Consider the following 15,515-nt stretch of genomic DNA (forward strand, 5'->3'; position numbering starts at 1 on the left):
AAAATAAGTGGAAAATGGTACAATTGACAAAGAATCTCAGGGCGGCAGGTGGAATCATTTGAACAAAACATATCAAGTGCGGATCGTGTTATCTGTTCTTGCATTTATTTTAATATTAAGCTGGGATTTCTTTTATTATCTAGGCGGCTATCAAATTAATTGGCCGCTCGATCTAGCCTTTACAGTCCTTGTTCTAACAGGGATCTGGGTTGTCTCAGGCTATGTAGACCGCTTAAATCTATTTGTGTCAGACTTAAATACGAGAGAGAAAGAAGCACACGAACTGACAGAGCGGCTGAATCGAATCACAGATAACTTGCAAGAAATCGTCTTTGAAACAAACGAAAAAGGTGAAATTATTTTTTTGAATCAAGCATGGACACAAATGACAGGCTATGAAATTGATGAATGTCTAGGCACCATGTACAATCAGTACTTTGATCAAGAGGAACGCGTGGTGCAGCATTTGTTATCTGTGATCAAGGAGCATAAGGATGCGGGGCGGGTAGAACTGCAGCTTCTACATAAAGAGGGAAAGAAGGTATGGGGAGACGTTCATTACAAGCTCTATTTTGATGAGCATCACCAGTTTACCGGAGGAATTGGAACAGTAGCAGATATTACGAAACAAAAGCAGGCAAAGCTTGAGCTTGAAAGATCCAATCAGCAATTGCAAATGCAGGCGCAAAAGCTGGCCGTCGCTGGACAAATAGCCGCTGGAATCGCCCATGAAGTCAGAAATCCACTGACATCAGTAAATGGTTTTTTACAGCTGATGAAGACACAATATCCTGAAAGAACCGATTATTTTGACATTATCTTCTCTGAAATTAAACGGATTGATTTTGTTTTAAGTGAGCTACTTGTATTGGCTAAGCCTCAATCGGTCCATTTTCAAGAAGTTCAGCTTCATGAGCTTCTAGAACAAGTGATTACTTTATTAAAAACAAATGCCGTTCTTTCAAATATTGATCTCAAGCAGCCATTTAAAAGGCAGGATACCGGCGCAATCCTAGCAGACGCTAACCAAATGAAGCAGCTGTTCATTAATTTAATCAAAAATGCGATTGAGGCAATGCCTGAAGGTGGTAGCATATACATATCTACAGAAAAAGTATTGAATGAATGGAAGATTACCATTCAAGATGAAGGAAAAGGGATGTCTGAAAAGGATATTCAAAAAATATATGATCCTTTCTTTTCAACGAAAAAAGAAGGGACAGGGCTTGGTCTGACCATCTGTGCGACGATTTTAAAAGATCATCACGGAACAATGGACGTATCCAGTGAGCTTGGAAAAGGCACAGCTTTTCATATTTATTTGCCTGTGTGTCAAAAAAGCAGACAGCAGCAAGTTGAGAGGACGTGAAGTCATGACGGTGAAAGCTTTATTTGTATATGGGACGCTATTGCAGCATGAAGAGCACCACGAAGCGTACATGAAAGAAAGCAGACTAATAGCTAAATCTGCTTGGATGAATGGAAGGATTTATGATACAAGTCAAGGATATCCAGCGTGTGTTCCCGCAGAAAAAGGCACTGTATACGGGGAATTGTACGAGGTAACCGCTGACACGTTGAATAAGATAGACGTACTAGAGGAAGGGTATGACAAGCAGGAAATCAATGTCATGACGGATCAAGGTCAGGTAGCAGCCGTGACATACACTTTGCCAGAGCAGAAGGCATCAGCGCTGAAAGAAATAAAGAGAGGGTGCTGGAAAGCTTATAAACTGTGGCAACAGAAGCCATCATCCTTCTATTATTTTGCCTATGGCTCCTGTATGGATGATGCTAGGTTTAAGCTAGCAGAAGTCGATCATCACTTCAGACAAATCATCGGCGGTGGTGTACTAAATGGTTTTACTACGAGATTTACATTGGTGAGGCCAGATGGATCAAGAGCTGATATGGTAGAAGACGGCGGCGAAACAGAGGGTGTATTATATGAAGTTCCTTTTGATGCCATTCGTTATTTGTATAAACGAGAGGGAGTATATGAAGGTACATATCGTCCAGCTTTTGTCGATGTCAAAATAGGTGATCAAATTTATGAGGACTGTTTAACCTTTCTTGTGCTTCAAAAGAGCGAAGAAATCGCTCCGCCAGCTCATTATCGAAGTGAAATCGAAAAAGGAGCAGACCTTTACTTAAGTGAAGCGTTCCGCAGAAAAATTCGTTCGCATATGGATTCATTAATCAAACCGTAGTAAAATGCATGGTAAGTGAGATAAAAGGAGTCTGAACATGAAAAAGGAATATGCAGTCATTGGTCTTGGACGCTTTGGCGGAAGTATTTGCAAGGCGCTGAGCGAAGAAGGACTTGAAGTCATGGCGATGGATATGAATGAAGATCGAGTAAACGAGTACGCGAAAATTGCCTCACATGCGGTCATTGGTGATTCGACGGACGAAAACGTTTTAAAAAATCTTGGTATTCGCAACTTTGATCATGTCATCGTTGCAATCGGTGAAAATATTCAGGCAAGTATTTTAACAACGATTATGTTGAAAGAGCTTGGCGTCAAAATGGTCACCGTGAAAGCGCAAAATGACTACCATGAAAAGGTGCTCAACAAAATTGGAGCGGATCGCATCGTTCATCCAGAGCGAGATATGGGCAGACGGATTGCACATAAAATCATTTCAAATAACGTGCTTGATTACCTCGAGCTGTCAGATGAGTACAGCCTGATTGAGATTGTGGCAAACAGCAGGCTTGCGGGACATTCTCTTTTAGATCTTGATATACGGGCAAGGTACGGCATCAACATCGTGGCCATTAAGCGCGGAAAAGAAGTCATTGTTTCCCCGCTGGCAGATGAAATGATTCAAAAAGAAGATATCCTCATTGTCATTGGGGCAGTAGCCGATATAGGACGCTTTGAAAAACGAGAAATGCAGAACGATTATTAAGCACTCCGATAACGGGGTGTTTTTTTATATGAATGTGTTCATGGTAGGTGGACATTGAGACGGAAATAGACACTGAAAAGGGTTGTTTTGTTCATGTATAACCGCAAAAATGAGTCATCTTATTTTTCGTGCAATTATCACTATTCAGAAATAAAAATCAGTGTTTTGATATGGTTGATTTTCTCTAAATGTCATTGACTGGACAAACAGATTCGTTTACGATAAGAAACATTATATTGTTTACTTGGAGGAGGCAGTGTCGTTGGATAAGGAGCTTTTCAGACATCAAATTGAGGTAGCGGCAAAGAGAAAAAAAGCAGCCCTCGTGATTAAACATGCGAAAGTCATGGATGTGTTTAACCAGGAATGGATAGACGCTGATGTCGCTGTTGAAAATGGACAAATAGTCGGGATAGGGGAGTACGAGGGAGAACAGGAGCTTGATGCAGCAGGTCAAATGCTTGTGCCTGGTTTTATTGATGGCCACGTTCATATCGAGTCTTCTATGGTTACCCCTGCTGAATTCTCCAAAGCTGTCGTTCCGCGCGGTGTGACAACTGTCGTAACAGATCCTCATGAAATCGCCAATGTGTCAGGTATAACAGGCATCCGTTTTATGCTGGAAGAAGCGAGAAAAGCTGCCTTACATATTTATTTCATGCTGCCATCCTGTGTACCGGCAGTCAGTTTTGAACGATCAGGTGCTACATTAAAAGCGAAAGATTTAAAGCCTCTTTATCAAGAAAAGGAAGTGCTTGGTCTTGCTGAGGTGATGGACTATGTCGGTGTGGAGCAGGCAGAAGAAGATATGCTTCAAAAGCTGCTTGATGCTCAAAATGAGAATAAACTGATTGATGGCCATTTAGCAGGCTTAACAGATCGATTAATCAACGTCTACCGGACGGCCAATGTCCAAACAGACCATGAGGTGACAACTGCACAGGAAGCCCTTGAACGTGTGAAAAGGGGTATGTATGTGATGCTGAGAGAAGGATCTGTTGCCAAAAACGTGAAAAATGTTTTACCCGCTGTCAATGAAAAGAATGCGAGACGCTTTTTCTTTTGTACAGATGATAAACATTTGGATGATTTAATGGCACAGGGAAGTATTGATGAGCAAGTACGGATGTCCATAAAAGAAGGTTTAGATCCATTTTTAGCTTATCAAATGGGAAGCTTAAATGCCGCAGAGTGTTTTGGTCTTAAAACAAAGGGAGCCATTGCACCAGGCTATGATGCTGATTTTATGCTCGTTTCAGACTTTCATCATGTAGACATTACAAGCGTATTTATCGCAGGTGAATTGGTTGCACAGAACGGAGAGTACAAGCCGAGTGTCGAAAAGAGCGCACCGAGCCCAGCATTATTACAATCTGTTCATGCAGTAGATGTTCAAGAGGAAGACATTGCACTACCTATCACGGGCGATCAACATATGAATGTCATCCGTATTATTCCGAATCAGCTTGAAACAAAGTTAGAACAAGTCTCTCCTTCAGAAATGAACGGACAATTTACAAGTGATACAGGCAGAGATGTATTGAAAATGGTGCTTGTTGAACGTCATCAAGGTTTATCTGAAATGGGCGTAGGGATTGTCAGTGGCTTCGGCATCAAACAGGGCGCGATTGCAACAACGGTTGCACATGATTCACATAACTTAATTGCAGTTGGCACAAATGATGCTGATATCATCAAAGCGATTGAGGCGTTAAAAGAAGCAGGCGGCGGTTTGACTGTTGTTAAAGAAGGGCGTTCTCTTCATACGCTGCCATTACCGATCTCTGGTTTATTGTCAGATCAGCCGGCACATCTCGTCAATGAAAGCCTTCATACACTTCATGAAGCGCTTAAAGAAACAGGTTTTACCTTAGACTTTAATCCGTTTTTGACGCTGTCCTTCTTGGCACTTCCAGTCATTCCTGATGTGAAAATGACGACAAAGGGCTTGTTTGATGTCAGAAACTTTCAGCACCTCCCGATTCAATCATAAAAAGTGAGAAACCGCATGTGTATGATGTATATATGCGGCTTTTTTCAATACTTGATGAAAAAAAGAGACACAGCCAGTCGGCTCGTGTCTCTTTTTGTGATTACACTTCCATAATAATCGGTAAGATCATTGGGCGGCGTCTTGTTTTTTCGTAAAGGAAAGGTGCAAGTGTGTCCGTAATTTCGTTCTTAATTTCCGACCACTGAGTTGTCTTGCGTTCCATTACTTTTTCAAGATGCTTTGAAATGAGATCTTGTGCGTCGTTGATGAGATCTCCAGATTCTCTCATGTAGACAAAGCCTCTTGAGATGAGATCAGGACCAGCAGAGATTTTGAATTCTTTCATGTCCATGCTGACGACCACAATGACAAGACCTTCTTCTGAAAGAATGCGGCGGTCTCTTAAGACGATATTCCCGATATCGCCAATTCCGCTTCCGTCGATATACACGTTACCTGATGGAATTTTGCCAGCGACACTTGCTTCGTCACCTTTTAGTGCAAGTACTTCACCGTTATCCATGATAAAGCAGTTTTCCTCAGGAATTCCGCAATCATTCGCAAGTTTAATATGCGTTTTTTGCATGCGGTATTCGCCGTGAATCGGCATAAAGAATTTTGGTTTAATTAAACGGAGCATCAGCTTTTGTTCTTCTTGTCCGCCGTGACCAGATGTATGAATATTATTAAGTGAGCCATGAATGACCTCAGCGCCAGCACGGTAAAGCTGGTTAATGGTACGGCTTACGCTAATATTGTTACCCGGAATTGGTGAAGATGAGAAGACAACAGTGTCACCAGGATTAATCGAAATCTGGCGGTGAGTGCCGTTTGCAATACGAGAAAGAGCAGCCATCGGCTCACCTTGGCTCCCAGTACAAAGAATAGTCACTTTGTTTGCTGGTAGACGGTTGATTTCATTATGTTCAATGAACGTGTTTTTTGGACATTTAATGTAGCCAAGATCTTGTCCAATATCAATGGCAGACTCCATACTTCGTCCAAACACCGCAACTTTTCGGCCGTTGGCAACAGCGGACTCGATCACTTGCTGAAGTCTGTGAATGTTTGAAGCAAACGTAGCAAAGATGATACGTCCGTCGACTTTTCTAAAGATGTCATCAATGCTTTCGCCTACGCGTCTTTCAGACATCGTAAATTCTGGAATTTCACTGTTTGTACTATCGGATAAAAGACATAGAACGCCTTCTTTCCCGATTTCAGCCATTTTTGTTAAGTTGGCAGGTTCGCCAACAGGCGTAAAGTCAAACTTGAAATCACCTGTATGTACGATGTTACCAGGAGGTGTCTTCACGACAATTCCATAAGAATCTGGAATACTGTGTGTAGTTCTAAAGAAAGACACAGCTGTTTTTCTAAATTTAATGGTATCTTCTTCTTCATAAATGTGAAGTTTTGTTTGTCTCAAGAGACCGTGCTCTTCCAATTTATTACGAAGTAGGCCGATTGCGAGTTTGCCGCCGTAAACTGGAATATTCACTTGCTTGAGAAGGTAAGGTATACCGCCGATGTGGTCTTCATGTCCGTGAGTGATGAAAAGACCTTTGATTTTATCTTCGTTTTTAACTAAGTACGTATAGTCAGGGATGACGTAGTCAATTCCAAGAAGCTCATCTTCAGGGAACTTAATACCAGCATCAATTAAAATGATTTCATCTTGAAATTGAACGCCATACGTGTTTTTACCGATCTCGCCTAAACCGCCGAGCGCAAAAACTGCCGCCTGATCGTTTTTTACAAATTTCATTCCTCTCATAGCTCCAATACTTTAAAATTTTCACTTTCTCGTTCATAGTCTAAAAAAGCACCGTCTACAGGCTGAATGAATTCAATGTTGTAGCTATGTTTTTTCAACTTATCGCGTACGTCTCTTTCAGAAACCGCTTCAACGTATAGTGAATCTGTGTGTTCTCTTACAGGTACCTCAGTAGTACTTGCCTGAAAAAATACCTTATATATCATCCAAATCTCTCCTTAAATACCGTATGTTACACTCGCTATTTCTATTATATTAAAAAAACGCGCATAAGAAAAGTCTCTGAGAAAAAAGGACCTTCAGCAAATGTGCGGAAGATCCTTTTAAGCGATCGATTTTTTACGAAGCATGTCCTTCCATTGTCTTCTAATTTTCTTGCGCAGACGACGAAGCATCGCAGGTCGCCTCCTTTCGAATTGAAGTTAGATTAGACCTTGTATTCCGTTCTCTCTTTATACTTGTATTATATGACGTTTCCATTGAATGTTACATGGTTATATGTGGGAAATGGGCGTTTTCATAGGAAGTGGTTTCGAAAGCAGAAATCTTTCTGTATGATAAAAGGGAGTGGGTATACATAACAAGAGACAGGAGACGGGATATGAATAAAAAAGTCATCTTCTTTGATATCGACGGTACTTTATATGATCATGATAAAAAAATACCTGAATCAACGAAGCGAGCGGTTCGTTTATTAAAAGAAAAAGGCCATCATCTCTTCATTGCATCTGGGCGTTCGCCTTTTTTAATTAAGCCTATTTTAGAGGAATTGGGGCTTGACTCCTTTATAGCTTATAACGGTCAGTATGTCATGTATGAGGGAGAAGTCATTTACGGCAATCCGCTTAAACTGGAGCTAATGGAGCAAATTTATGAAACGGCGGATCGTCATGATCATCCGCTTGTTTTCATGGGGGAAAAAACGATGAAGGCTTCTGTGCCAAATCATCCGTTTATCCATGAGGGGATTGGGACTTTAAAAACAGAGCATCCTGAACATGATTTGTCTTACTTTAAACAAAATGAGATTTTTCAAATGCTGTTATTCTGTAAGGCAGAAGAGGAAGTCCAATACGAGGCGTTCCGCGAAGAAATTGATCTTGTCAGATGGCACGAGCTGTCAACAGATGTCTTGCCAAAAGGCGGATCGAAGGCTGAGGGAATTAAACGAGTTATCGAAAGACTGCCTTACGAGCAAAAGGATACCGTTGCCTTTGGAGACGGTCTGAACGATCGAGAGATGATTTCGTTTGCTGGTACAGGCGTCGCCATGGGAAATGCTGTGAATGAACTAAAAGATTTGGCTGATTTTGTGACAAAGCCGGTGGATGAAGACGGCATATTCCATTCAGTGACTCATTTAGGCTTGATTGAAGAATAAAAAAAAGACCCTTAGGTGATTGGGTCTTCTCAGCGTGTAGACAAACACTCGCATTCGTTGTCAGGTCTGCGCGCTGGTGCTCACGAATGTTCAATTCGCTCCGCGCCAGTACTCGCCCTTCCTAGACTGCAAAGGTTTTCTATCACGCTGAAAAGAAGACAAAGTGCTAAAATAAACATCATTTTAGCACTTTGTCAACAATCTAATAAGACCCTTAGGTTATTGGGTCTTATTTTTATTTTATGATCTGCCGATCGCAACAGAGTTGTCAGGCTCAGCGAATGGCTGATCCTTTTGAATATGATCATAAAACATAATGCCGTTTAAATGGTCGATTTCATGCTGAAACACAATGGCCGGAAACCCTTTTAGGCGAATATCAATGTCTTCTCCTTCAAGCGTTGTGGCCTTCACCCTGATCTTTTGATATCGAGGGACAAATCCAGGAATGGCTTCATCAACAGATAAGCAGCCTTCACCAGTAGTTAAATAAGCTCTTTTGACGGAATGACTGACAATGCGCGGGTTGAAAAGGGCATAGCTGTATTCCTCTCCATCTTCATCCTCACAGTGAACAGCGATCATTCGCTTACTGACATTAATTTGCGGAGCCGCGAGTCCAACGCCGGGTCTGAGTCCATACGTTTCAGCTATGTCAGCATCCTGACTATTTTTAACGAATTCAATCATGTCAGCTAATTGCTGTTTTTCCTCTTCTGTCGGCGGGAGCTCGACCGCTTCAGCTGTTTGTCTTAAGACGGGATGTCCGTCCCGTACGATATCTTCCATGGTAATCACAAATCTTCACTCCTATTTCTTTTGTATGTAAAGTATATAAAATGATACACAACATATGCAATGAAATAAAGAAGACCGGTCCTATGAGACCGGTCAGAGGCTTAAACAGCCATTAGCAGCAGCCGCCACCGCCGCCTAAGAATGCTGCGCCAACGATGATTAATAGGATGAAAAGGACAACGATTAAAGCGAATGTCCGTCCACCGCCGTATCCGTATCCACCGCCATAACTTGGGTAACAACAGCCACCGCCATATCCACCACCGTGTCCATACCCGTAACCGCCGTATCCACCATACATACTTCCATGACTATAATTAGACATACTTTTGACCTCCTTTGAAAATACACTCGGCCTCTCATAAGTGAAGGCGAAGCGTGTAATATAAACTATGTATGAATGCACTATTTGTATAGTCATGCGCCTATCACTTGAAAAAAATCTTCTTGAGCTCATCAGAATGACCTCTTTCCTTGTCACAAACGCCTATAAAAATTATAGTGGTATGTGGAGATGTAAAGGGGGAACCTTGTGATGAAACAAATAAGAAGAAGCATGAAAGCAGGTGCTGCTTTAGCGGGGATATGTACCCTTTTGCTGGCGGGATGCGGAGGTCAAAGTTCATTTCATGACATGCAAGATGCGATGACGAAAATGAGCGAAAAAGAAGCATCCTTTGAAAAAGAGCAAGGCACACTGCAAAGCTATGAGAAAAAAGAGCAGCAGCTCTATAAAAAAATGATTCAAACCACAAAGGATCACACTAAAACAGTGACAAGCCTTTCTGATCAGGCGTTAGCATCTGCAGCGAAACGAGAAGAACATTTGAAAACAGAAAAAGACAGCATGGATGAATCGAAAAAAGAATTGAAAACGGTCAAGAAATCTGCGGGACGTATACAAGATACAGATTTAAAAGAAAAAGCAGATGAAACGGTCAAATCGCTTGAGAAAAGATATGCGTCGTATGACCAGCTTTACAAGGAGTATCAAAAGGCGTTGAAACAAGATCAGCATTTATATCAAACTTTAAAGAAAAAGGACTTAGGATATAAAGAGCTAAAGTCCAAGCTGAAGACGGTGAACCGTTCTTATAGCAAAGTCAGAAAAGAAGGTAAAAAGTTCAATCAATATACAAAGCAATTGAATGAGCATAAACAGGCTTTGTCTAAAGCGGCAGATCAAGAGTCCAAAAAGAGCTGAAAAAACAGCTCTTTTTTTATTTTTCGACAAAAACAAACATTTTCTATTGTAGTACAGTAGTATACTCTATACTAGTACAGTTCGATGTGTTTGTTAAACAGATTGATACAGCTCACCATAAAAAGTAAAGCGAATACATTTATTTAAATAAAGCCGTTAAATCAATTGACGGACTATTTTTCTTGTTGTAAACTAGTCCTTGTTAACAGAAGTTGTATTAGTTATTTGTGAACTATCGTTAATACAGTTAGAAGAACTCAAAAACGAGCGATCATCTCATGTTTCGACAACGATCCTAGTGGCTATTAAATACAGGAGTCATATGTGTATTTTGGGTTATCCTATATCTGTATGTATAAATGGATTCACGACAAATTGACTGTTAAAAGAAAGGAAGAGGTGACTTTAGAATGGCTGCAAAAACAAAAAAAGCAATTGTTGATAGCAAAAAGCAATTTGATGCCATCAAAAAGCAGTTTGAAACGTTTCAAATTTTAAACGAAAAAGGCGAAGTCGTAAACGAAGCGGCAATGCCAGATCTCTCAGATGACCAATTAAAAGAATTAATGCGCCGTATGGTGTTTACACGTGTATTAGATCAACGTTCAATTTCATTGAACCGTCAAGGACGTCTTGGCTTCTATGCGCCAACAGCTGGACAAGAGGCTTCTCAGCTTGCAACTCACTTTGCACTTGAGAAAGAAGATTTCATTCTTCCAGGATATCGTGATGTACCACAATTAATCTGGCATGGCCTGCCACTAACAAAAGCATTCTTGTTCTCTCGAGGACATTTTGTTGGTAACCAAATGCCTGAAGGTGTGAATGTACTTTCTCCACAAATCATTATCGGTGCACAAATCATTCAAGCTGCTGGTGTAGCTCTTGGTTTGAAAAAACGCGGTAAAAAAGCTGTTGCAATCACTTACACAGGTGATGGCGGAGCTTCACAAGGTGATTTCTACGAAGGTATTAACTTTGCAGGGGCTTACAAAGCGCCAGCGATTTTTGTTGTCCAAAACAACAGATATGCGATCTCTACACCTGTTGAAAAGCAATCTGCTGCGCAAACGATTGCACAAAAAGCAGCTGCAGCTGGTATCGTAGGCGTACAAGTTGACGGTATGGATGCATTAGCTGTATATGCAGTGACTGCTGAAGCTCGTGAGCGTGCTATAAATGGTGAAGGTCCAACATTAATCGAAACTCTTACATTCCGTTACGGCCCACATACAATGGCTGGTGACGATCCAACAAGATATCGTACAAAAGAAGATGAAAACGAGTGGGAGCAAAAAGATCCATTGGTACGCTACCGCAAATTCTTGGAAAACAAAGGCCTATGGTCTGAAGAAGAAGAGAATAAAGTCATCGAAGATGCAAAGGAACAAATCAAACAAGCAATCAAAGAAGCTGACGAACAGCCTAAGCAAAAAGTCACTGACTTGATTGAAAACATGTATGAAGTAAAACCATTCAACCTAGTTGAACAGCTTGAAATTTACAAACAGAAGGAGTCGAAGTAAGCCATGGCGCAAATGACAATGATTCAAGCGATCACTGATGCGTTACGCACAGAACTGAAAAATGACGAAAACGTTCTCGTTTTCGGAGAAGACGTTGGTAAAAACGGCGGCGTATTCCGTGCGACTGAAGGATTGCAAAAAGAGTTTGGTGAGGATCGCGTATTCGATACTCCACTTGCTGAATCTGGTATTGGCGGTCTTGCAATTGGCCTTGGACTACAAGAATTCCGCCCAGTAATGGAAATTCAATTCTTCGGATTCGTTTACGAAGTATTAGATTCTGTTTCTGGACAAATGGCTCGTATGCGCTACCGTTCTGGCGGACGCTGGCATTCTCCAGTGACAATCCGTTCTCCATTCGGCGGGGGAGTTCACACACCTGAGCTTCACGCTGACAGCTTAGAAGGTCTTATCGCACAACAGCCTGGTATCAAGGTGGTTATTCCTTCAACACCTTACGATGCAAAAGGACTATTAATTTCTGCAATTCGCGACAACGATCCAGTTGTATTCCTTGAGCATATGAAACTTTATCGCTCTTTCCGTCAGGAAGTTCCTGAAGAAGAGTACACAATTGAAATCGGTAAAGCTGACGTGAAACGTGAAGGTTCTGATCTTTCAATCATTACTTACGGTGCAATGGTTCACGAATCACTTAAAGCTGCTGAAGAACTTGAAAAAGAAGGCGTTTCTGCTGAAGTGATCGACCTTCGTACAGTAAGCCCGCTTGATATTGAAACAATCATCGCTTCTGTTGAAAAAACAGGCCGTGCGATCGTTGTTCAAGAAGCACAAAAACAAGCTGGTATTGCTGCAAACGTAGTAGCTGAAATCAATGACAGAGCAATCCTTAGCTTAGAAGCTCCAGTACTTCGTGTAGCTGCACCTGATACTGTATTTGCTTTCTCTCAAGCTGAAACTGTATGGCTTCCAAACCATAAAGACGTGCTTGAAACAGCTAAGAAAGTTCTTGAATTTTAATTAAATGACAAGGGGGGAAAAGAATTTATTTCTCTTCCCCTTTATCAATTACATGATCGTGTAATGTTTACACAACAAGGATTCAACAAAATCTAGGAGGCGAAAAACAGTGGCATTTGAATTTAAACTTCCGGACATCGGAGAAGGTATCCACGAAGGTGAGATCGTTAAGTGGTTTGTAAAACCAAACGACGAAATTAATGAAGATGACGTTTTAGCAGAGGTACAAAACGATAAAGCAGTTGTAGAAATTCCTTCACCTGTTAAAGGAAAAGTATTAGAATTAAAAGTTGAAGAGGGAACAGTTGCAACTGTAGGACAAACAATCATTACGTTTGATGCACCTGGTTACGAAAATCTTCAATTTAAAGGCAGTGAAGAAGAAGGCGAAGCAAAAACTGAAGCTCAAGTACAAGGTACTGCTGAAGCTGGTAACGAGCCAGAGAAGAAAGAAGTGGCACAAGAAGAAGCGGCAGCAGCAACTGGTGCAGGCGCACAAGAGCAAGTAGATGCTGATCCAAACAAACGCGTAATTGCTATGCCATCTGTACGTAAATATGCTCGTGAAAAAGGCATTGAAATTTACAAAGTTGCAGGTTCTGGTAAAAACGGTCGTGTGTTAAAAGAAGATATCGACAGCTTCGTTAATGGTGGTTCTGCAGCTCAAGAAGCAGCACCTCAAGCAGCTGAAAGTGCAAAAGAAGAAGCAGCTCCTAAAGCGGCAGCAGCTCCAGTTCTTGAAGGGGAATTCCCAGAAACTCGCGAGAAAATGAGCGGAATCCGCAAAGCGATCGCGAAAGCAATGGTGAACTCTAAGCATACAGCTCCTCACGTAACATTAATGGATGAAGTTGATGTAACGAACCTTGTTGCACATCGTAAACAATTCAAACAAGTTGCAGCTGATCAAGGAATCAAGTTAACTTACTTGCCTTACGTTGTAAAAGCTCTTACTTCTGCTTTGAAAAAGTACCCAGTACTTAACACTTCTATCGATGATAAAACAGATGAAGTTGTTCAAAAGCATTACTACAACATCGGAATTGCAGCTGATACTGAAAAAGGCCTGCTCGTTCCAGTTGTGAAAAATGCAGATCGCAAAGCAATTTTCGAAGTGTCTAACGAAATCAACGAGCTTGCAACAAAAGCACGTGATGGTAAATTGGCTCCAGCTGAAATGAAAGGTGCATCTTGCACAATCACAAACATCGGTTCTGCTGGTGGACAATGGTTTACTCCAGTCATCAACCACCCAGAAGTAGCGATCCTTGGTATTGGCCGTATCGCTGAAAAAGCGGTTGTTCGTGATGGCGAAATCGTTGCAGCTCCAGTCTTAGCTCTTTCCCTAAGCTTTGACCACCGTATGATCGACGGAGCTACTGCGCAAAATGCCCTTAACCACATCAAGCGTTTATTGAATGATCCACAATTAATTTTAATGGAGGCGTAATGTCATGGTAGTAGGAGATTTCCCAATCGAAACAGATACTCTTGTCATCGGTGCAGGTCCTGGTGGATATGTAGCTGCTATTCGTGCTGCACAGCTTGGACAAAAAGTAACAATTGTTGAAAAAGGAACTCTTGGCGGTGTATGTCTAAACGTTGGTTGTATTCCTTCCAAAGCATTAATCAATGCTGGCCATCGTTTCGAAAATGCTAAGCATTCTGAAGACATGGGTATCAAAGCTGAAAACGTAACAGTTGATTTCACAAAAGTTCAAGAGTGGAAAGCTTCTGTTGTAAACAAATTAACAGGTGGAGTTCAAGGTCTTCTTAAAGGAAATAAAGTAGACATCGTTAAAGGTGAAGCTTATTTCGTAGACAGCAACTCTGTACGTGTAATGGATGAAAATTCAGCACAGACTTACACTTTCAAAAATGCAATTCTTGCAACTGGATCTCGTCCAATTGAATTGCCTACTTTTAAATACACAGACCGCGTGATCAACTCAACTGGTGCTTTAGCGCTTAAAGAAGTACCTAAGAAGTTAGTTGTTATCGGTGGTGGATATATCGGTACTGAGCTTGGTACTGCTTATGCAAACTTTGGAACAGAAGTTGTCATCCTTGAAGGTGGAGACGAAATCCTTCCAGGTTTCGAAAAGCAAATGAGCTCATTGGTTAAACGTAACCTGAAGAAAAAAGGAAACGTTGAAATCCATACAAACGCTCTTGCAAAAGGCGTTGAAGAAAAATCTGATGGTGTCACTGTTACTTTCGAAGTAAAAGGTGAAGAAAAAACAGTTGATGCTGATTACGTACTTGTTACAGTTGGTCGTCGTCCAAACACAGATGAGCTTGGTCTTGAGCAAGTTGGTGTTGAATTGACTGACCGCGGAGTTGTCAAAACAGACAAACAATGCCGTACAAGCGTATCTAACATCTATGCAATTGGTGACATCGTTGATGGACCACCACTTGCACACAAAGCTTCTTACGAAGGTAAAATTGCAGCTGAAGCAATCGCTGGAGAGCCAGCTGAAATTGATTACCTTGGTATTCCTGCTGTTGTATTCTCTGAGCCAGAACTTGCAACTGTTGGATACACTGAAGCAGAAGCAAAAGAAGAAGGAATCGACATCGTTGCAGCGAAATTCCCATTCGCAGCAAACGGACGTGCACTTTCTCTTGACGCAACTGATGGCTTCATGAAGATGATCACTCGTAAAGAGGATGGTCTTGTGATTGGTGCACAAATCGCAGGTGTTGGCGCTTCTGATATGATTTCAGAGCTTAGCCTTGCAATCGAAGCTGGAGTGACTGCTGAAGATATCGCAATGACAATTCACGCTCACCCAACTTTAGGTGAAATTACAATGGAAACGGCTGAAGTAGCAATTGGAAGCCCAATCCATATCGTAAAATAATGAACTTATTAAAACCCTCTCCATCAAGGAGAGGGTTTTTTGAGCGCTGCATGAGAAAGACCCCTCATGAAA

The 15,515-nt window shown here is 41.4% G+C and carries 14 protein-coding genes; 10 read left to right on the plus strand and 4 right to left on the minus strand.

Going from position 1 to position 15,515, the window contains the following annotated elements; translation table 11 throughout:
* The first annotated feature begins 58 nt into the window (after positions 1 to 58).
* The 4 genes from MKY83_RS07470 to ade all read left to right on the plus strand — a co-directional run bounded on the left by MKY83_RS07470 (position 59) and on the right by ade (position 4,909).
* Complete coding sequence (locus tag MKY83_RS07470; protein ID WP_342488454.1) at positions 59 to 1,369, plus strand: ATP-binding protein; 1,311 nt, start codon at positions 59 to 61, stop codon at positions 1,367 to 1,369.
* A gap of 4 nt (positions 1,370 to 1,373) precedes the next feature.
* Positions 1,374 to 2,210, plus strand: coding sequence for a gamma-glutamylcyclotransferase family protein (locus MKY83_RS07475; protein ID WP_065097204.1), 837 nt, complete (start codon positions 1,374 to 1,376; stop codon positions 2,208 to 2,210).
* 37 nt (positions 2,211 to 2,247) lie between these two features.
* Entirely contained in the window at positions 2,248 to 2,916 is a 669-nt protein-coding gene (locus MKY83_RS07480) for a TrkA family potassium uptake protein (protein WP_044142031.1), read from the plus strand.
* A gap of 262 nt (positions 2,917 to 3,178) precedes the next feature.
* Positions 3,179 to 4,909, plus strand: a complete 1,731-nt coding sequence (ade, locus tag MKY83_RS07485; protein ID WP_065097205.1) for an adenine deaminase — start codon at positions 3,179 to 3,181, stop codon at positions 4,907 to 4,909.
* A 100-nt stretch (positions 4,910 to 5,009) separates the two neighbouring features.
* On the opposite strand, the gene rnjA is transcribed toward ade, so the two are convergent.
* Both rnjA and MKY83_RS07495 read right to left on the minus strand, forming a co-directional pair.
* On the minus strand, positions 5,010 to 6,677 hold the full coding sequence (rnjA, locus tag MKY83_RS07490; protein ID WP_003212511.1) for a ribonuclease J1: 1,668 nt from the start codon (positions 6,675 to 6,677) through the stop codon (positions 5,010 to 5,012).
* A 5-nt stretch (positions 6,678 to 6,682) separates the two neighbouring features.
* Positions 6,683 to 6,892, minus strand: coding sequence for a DNA-directed RNA polymerase subunit epsilon (locus MKY83_RS07495; RefSeq protein ID WP_003211882.1), 210 nt, complete (start codon positions 6,890 to 6,892; stop codon positions 6,683 to 6,685).
* 395 nt (positions 6,893 to 7,287) lie between these two features.
* Between MKY83_RS07495 and MKY83_RS07500 the strand changes: the two genes are divergently transcribed.
* Entirely contained in the window at positions 7,288 to 8,067 is a 780-nt protein-coding gene (locus MKY83_RS07500) for a Cof-type HAD-IIB family hydrolase (RefSeq protein ID WP_342488455.1), read from the plus strand.
* 240 nt (positions 8,068 to 8,307) lie between these two features.
* On the opposite strand, the gene def is transcribed toward MKY83_RS07500, so the two are convergent.
* Both def and MKY83_RS07510 read right to left on the minus strand, forming a co-directional pair.
* Positions 8,308 to 8,865 (minus strand): peptide deformylase, encoded by a 558-nt coding sequence (gene def / locus MKY83_RS07505; RefSeq protein ID WP_065097207.1) that lies wholly within the window; start codon positions 8,863 to 8,865, stop codon positions 8,308 to 8,310.
* Between the two features lie 112 nt (positions 8,866 to 8,977).
* On the minus strand, positions 8,978 to 9,166 hold the full coding sequence (locus tag MKY83_RS07510) for a YjcZ family sporulation protein (RefSeq protein ID WP_106067392.1): 189 nt from the start codon (positions 9,164 to 9,166) through the stop codon (positions 8,978 to 8,980).
* Between the two features lie 234 nt (positions 9,167 to 9,400).
* Here MKY83_RS07510 and MKY83_RS07515 point away from each other — a divergent pair, with 234 nt between their 5' ends.
* The 5 genes from MKY83_RS07515 (at position 9,401) to lpdA (ending at position 15,443) form a co-directional block, all read left to right on the plus strand.
* Positions 9,401 to 10,069, plus strand: a complete 669-nt coding sequence (locus tag MKY83_RS07515; protein ID WP_065097209.1) for a YkyA family protein — start codon at positions 9,401 to 9,403, stop codon at positions 10,067 to 10,069.
* A 410-nt stretch (positions 10,070 to 10,479) separates the two neighbouring features.
* Complete coding sequence (gene pdhA, locus MKY83_RS07520) at positions 10,480 to 11,595, plus strand: pyruvate dehydrogenase (acetyl-transferring) E1 component subunit alpha (RefSeq protein WP_044142026.1); 1,116 nt, start codon at positions 10,480 to 10,482, stop codon at positions 11,593 to 11,595.
* A 3-nt stretch (positions 11,596 to 11,598) separates the two neighbouring features.
* Positions 11,599 to 12,576, plus strand: coding sequence for a pyruvate dehydrogenase complex E1 component subunit beta (pdhB, locus tag MKY83_RS07525; RefSeq protein ID WP_003211433.1), 978 nt, complete (start codon positions 11,599 to 11,601; stop codon positions 12,574 to 12,576).
* Positions 12,577 to 12,685: 109 nt separating this feature from the next.
* Positions 12,686 to 14,026 carry a dihydrolipoamide acetyltransferase family protein gene (locus tag MKY83_RS07530; protein WP_003211261.1) on the plus strand — a complete coding sequence of 447 codons (1,341 nt, stop codon included), beginning with the start codon at positions 12,686 to 12,688 and terminating at the stop codon, positions 14,024 to 14,026.
* A 4-nt stretch (positions 14,027 to 14,030) separates the two neighbouring features.
* Positions 14,031 to 15,443: a dihydrolipoyl dehydrogenase gene (lpdA, locus tag MKY83_RS07535; RefSeq protein WP_003211097.1), complete on the plus strand. Its 1,413-nt coding sequence runs from the start codon at positions 14,031 to 14,033 to the stop codon at positions 15,441 to 15,443.
* Positions 15,444 to 15,515: the final 72 nt, after the last annotated feature.

It is taken from the genome of Bacillus sp. FSL M8-0266 (assembly GCF_038613425.1).
Classification (GTDB): Bacteria; Bacillota; Bacilli; order Bacillales; family Bacillaceae; genus Bacillus; species Bacillus pumilus.

What these genes read in the sequence shown, in the direction of transcription:
- pdhA (WP_044142026.1), top strand. Translation starts at nt 10,480, where the DNA reads ATGGCTGCAAAAACAAAAAAAGCAATTGTTGATAGCAAAAAGCAATTT.
- MKY83_RS07515 (WP_065097209.1), top strand. Translation starts at nt 9,401, where the DNA reads ATGAAACAAATAAGAAGAAGCATGAAAGCAGGTGCTGCTTTAGCGGGG.
- MKY83_RS07480 (WP_044142031.1), top strand. Translation starts at nt 2,248, where the DNA reads ATGAAAAAGGAATATGCAGTCATTGGTCTTGGACGCTTTGGCGGAAGT.
- MKY83_RS07475 (WP_065097204.1), top strand. Translation starts at nt 1,374, where the DNA reads ATGACGGTGAAAGCTTTATTTGTATATGGGACGCTATTGCAGCATGAA.
- MKY83_RS07500 (WP_342488455.1), top strand. Translation starts at nt 7,288, where the DNA reads ATGAATAAAAAAGTCATCTTCTTTGATATCGACGGTACTTTATATGAT.
- rnjA (WP_003212511.1), bottom strand. Translation starts at nt 6,677, where the DNA reads ATGAAATTTGTAAAAAACGATCAGGCGGCAGTTTTTGCGCTCGGCGGT.
- lpdA (WP_003211097.1), top strand. Translation starts at nt 14,031, where the DNA reads ATGGTAGTAGGAGATTTCCCAATCGAAACAGATACTCTTGTCATCGGT.
- MKY83_RS07510 (WP_106067392.1), bottom strand. Translation starts at nt 9,166, where the DNA reads ATGTATGGTGGATACGGCGGTTACGGGTATGGACACGGTGGTGGATAT.
- MKY83_RS07495 (WP_003211882.1), bottom strand. Translation starts at nt 6,892, where the DNA reads ATGATATATAAGGTATTTTTTCAGGCAAGTACTACTGAGGTACCTGTA.
- pdhB (WP_003211433.1), top strand. Translation starts at nt 11,599, where the DNA reads ATGGCGCAAATGACAATGATTCAAGCGATCACTGATGCGTTACGCACA.